Source organism: Mycobacterium sp. TH-M25, from assembly GCF_057473665.1.
The window spans coordinates 1-3,867 of record NZ_JBYCLA010000548.1; the positions used below are offsets into that span (position 1 = coordinate 1).

Annotated in this window: 2 protein-coding genes and 1 pseudogene; all 3 read left to right on the forward strand. The window is 60.3% G+C overall.

Annotated elements, in window-relative coordinates; all coding sequences use genetic code 11:
* A partial coding sequence (locus AC2VOU_RS18290; RefSeq protein ID WP_486958642.1) for a caspase family protein occupies positions 1–2,878 on the forward strand: 2,878 nt, incomplete at its 5' end.
* Between the two features lie 443 nt (positions 2,879–3,321).
* Positions 3,322–3,552 (forward strand): annotated as a pseudogene (locus AC2VOU_RS18295) (hypothetical protein); the annotation flags it as partial.
* Between the two features lie 97 nt (positions 3,553–3,649).
* Positions 3,650–3,867 (forward strand): hypothetical protein (locus tag AC2VOU_RS18300; RefSeq protein WP_486958643.1); only part of this gene is annotated, 218 nt, incomplete at its 3' end.

The following is a 3,867-nucleotide window of genomic DNA, read 5'->3' on the forward strand; positions in this document are numbered from 1 at the left end:
CGACGATCGTCAGCACCCATCCATCGGCACCACGGAGTTCGACCGTCGACTGCCGGTGTCGGTGCCAGGCGGCGACCTCGCAACTGCACACATCGAACTGGCTGAAGAACTGTACGCGCTCAGTTGGCGGCTCGACGACCGGCGGTTTGTCAGATCGGCCCAGCGGCACCTCGGCGAAGCGGAGCGGGTAGCCCCGCAGCACGGGCAGGAGAACGAGCGCCTCGAGAAGCTGCGGGGCCTCGCGTACGAAGCACTCGGTAACAACCAGGCGGCGACGAATGCGTTCGCAAAGGCACTGAAGGAGGACGGCGCCAGCGCCGACTCGCTCTATCACCTTGGGATTGCAGAAGCGAAGCTCGGGAACACAGCCTACGCGGCGGCCACGCTGGAGAAGTACCTCGCGACAAGGCCGCAGAGCGACAAGGCCGGTTGGATCTCTGACTATGTCACTTGGTTACGGAAGGTCCCGATGAGGACACGGCGTGCACTCCTGATCGGCATCAATGACTATGCGAACCTTCCCGGGTTGCGTGGTTCCGTCACCGACGTAGAGCTGGTAAAGGACATCCTGGTCAGCAGGTTTGACTTTGCACCGGAAACCGTCAGGACACTCACCGACAGCGCTGCCACGCGGGAGGCGATCGTCGATGAGCTTCAGTCATTGAAGGACTGCGTGACAGCCGGCGACTCGGTCGTCGTCCATTTCAGTGGTCACAGCCTCTCAGGCGATTCGGAGGCCTATCTCCTCGCCTACGACAGTTCGACTTCTGGCCAATGGCGCGACGGCGACGTCAGTGGCGTGATCAACGCCGTCGAGCTGCACGAGTGGATCACCGCGATCCCGACAAAGCACAAGACGCTGATCCTTGACACCTATGCGAACGACAAGTTCTTGTCTCTGGCACGATCGGATTCCTTCTACACCCTGATGATGGCGACAGCCAGCGATGTCTCGTACGAAATATCGTTCGAGCGCAACGGCTCTCAGGCGACCGCAGGTGCTTTCACCCTTGCGCTGGTGAAGCAACTGTCGGTCGCCGATTCGCGATTGGTGACCTACGCCGACATCGAATACCCACTCGTACGGGCGGTCCGCGCTTTGTCCCCCGAGTCCCCAAGGCAGACTCCGTGCTTCGTGGGAATACGGACTCTACGGCTGTTCGGTGATGCCGACGAATTCCTCGAAGCAATCGAATTCAGCAGGAGGCGAAACTATCGCGACCTCACAGCAGACGACATCCACCAGCGCTATCTGCGCTGCCACGGGACGATCACATCGCCGTTTCCAGAACTGCACGCCAGTTTCGGACATGCGTTTCTCACTCACGCCGACTACGGCGCGGCGACATCGCCGCTCTCCATAGCAGTTGAGCAGTACAAGGGACTTGCTCCTGCGACAACCCTGGCGCTCGGTGTGGCCCAGGCGTGCGCGGAGGATTATCAACGCGCACTCAAGAGTCTCGAGGCGTTCCGGCGGGAAACCTCGGCATCGATACACGGTGAAGTCCTGGAAGATCTGGAACGGCAAGTTCGCGCTGCCGCAGGGTCGCGCAAGCATGCGCTTCTCGTCGGCATAAGTCACTACGCGCACGTGCCGCACACGCGAGCAGCCGACGACGTTGCGGCATTGAAAGAGGCCCTCTGTAACAAATTTGGCTTCGACGAAGAAGACGTCACCGTGCTGATTGACCAAGACGCAACCGCCGACGCAATCACGGCGTCGTTCACGCAACTGGCCGAAGCGGCCCGCGACGACGTGGCCGTGTTCTACTTCGCCGGAAACGGCTCGACGGGCCGGGGCGGTGTGCCGACCATCGTCAGTTACGACGGGCGCCATGGAATGGTCTACGACATCGAGTTGGCGGAGTTGTCGGCGCAAGCCGGAGCGGATACCCGGCTGATAACGATCGTCGATGCCGGTTGGGCGGCGCCGCCCGAAGGAGGAGCGTCAAGTCGGTACGTGGAACCCGATGAGCGCTCGCGACCCATGCAACGTGAACTCCATTTGATCGAAGACGGACTGCCCGGTCTCCGCTCCGCGATCGGCGAGCCAGGACCACAAATCGGACGGCTTTCATTGTATGCGGGTTCGATATCAGGAACCGCCAGCAATGCGGATGGAGAATTCACGACCGAGGACACGACTGACACTGTTCACTCACCTGAGCGTCACTTGGATACTTCCGGCGCGAGGGGATTCCCGTCCGACTTCCGTATCCGCGGCAAACTGTCATTTGCACTGGTCGAGGCGCTATGGACAGCCGTGAAAGGCAAGGATACGTACACGGACCTCGTCCGTGAAGTCGCATCGACACTGTCGGAGCTAGCCGGCAGCCCGACACCTCCAGTTGTTCTCGGCGTCCCATTTGACGTTCCGCTGTTCGGACGGCTGCCCGACCCCGCTGGTGTGGTTCGCTCGTGGACCAAGATGGAGCACCCTATTTTCGATCGACTCATCGGGCTTCTGCAACGCGCCATCGAGCGCCGAAACGGTGTGTACCCGGAGTGCCATGTCGATCTCGGGATCGCATACGCGCGCACGGAGCAGTACGAGAAAAGTGTTGCGGCGCTTGAGACCGCGATTCGCCAGCGAGACGACGATCCCGATGCCCGTTATTGGCTCGGCCGCACACTCTATGACAGTCGGGGCGACCTCGTTGGTGCAGTGAGCCACCTGCAGGAAGCGACCACGTTGGAGCCGGACAACGTTCGAGCGAAATACTATCTCGGCCAAGCCATCCGGCTACTGGTCGAGCGGGAGATGCTCTCCGAGGCAGCAGACGCGTTGAGCAGCTATCTGAACGCCGGCGCCCCACTGGGAGATCAGGAGGCCGTAGAGGCGTTTGTCCTCGAACACACGACGTCAAACTCAAAGTAGATTCGCGATGAGCCGGTAGCAATGACTACGCAGGGGATAACATGACCAACACCGAAACATATTCCGAAAGAAGTCTTTTCGCCCTTCTCATCGGCATCGACGAGTATCTTGCCGCGAAAGCGCCAGCGGTTGCGTGAACAACGTCAACGCTGCGCGGAACCTCCTGCAAACATGCTGCAGTGTGGCCGATGAGCACATTCGAGTGCTCACCAGTACTCAGGCCAGGCGGGACAACATTCTCGATAGCAGTAAAGAAAAGTTCTCACAAGAGCGCGGCCGCGGCTCATGGGGCGCAGTTCACCCGCGTTGTGGTGCAGCGACACTGTCCGCAATGCGCCGACATACAGCTGCGTTGCCGGCTAGAGCTCAAACCCAGCATCGTTTGATATGTGCGTGCCGAGATCGCGGCTGCGAGCCTCGCGCACTGCGTAATCGAAGGAAGCAAGACTCGGTTCTACGGTGTCAAGACGCTTAGCTCCGACAAGATCGCCCTGGACTTCAAGAACATCGCCGACGAGGTCCTGGCTCACCTGCGCGAACCCGGCACCCATCTGGTCGTCAAGATCGAGATCGAAGCTGTCGATGCCAACGGATTTGACGACAGCAAGGTCCGCACCGTGTCCGAGAACGCCCAGACGCTGAAGTTCGACCAATCGGGGTTTGAAGAGAGCTGATCATCGAATACGCAGCAGTTGGCATATCGGCCCAGCCCGGCAGTGCGCTGCCGGCAAGGCGGCGCGTGGGACGTCGGCAGATGGATGAGACTCGACGGTGACTGAATCGCCTGGCCACCATGATATTTCTTGGTACGCGAGCGTTCTCGATCGTGTAGCCGGCTCTGCTGAAAACGATTTCGAGCTCGCGGTCAACGTGCTCCAGGAGCTCGGGATCGGCTTCCGCGCCGATCTTCCCGATGACGCCACTCATGAACTGAAAGCCGCTGTATGGGCATTCACGTATGTCATCGACTTCGCGGGAAAACATGCGCG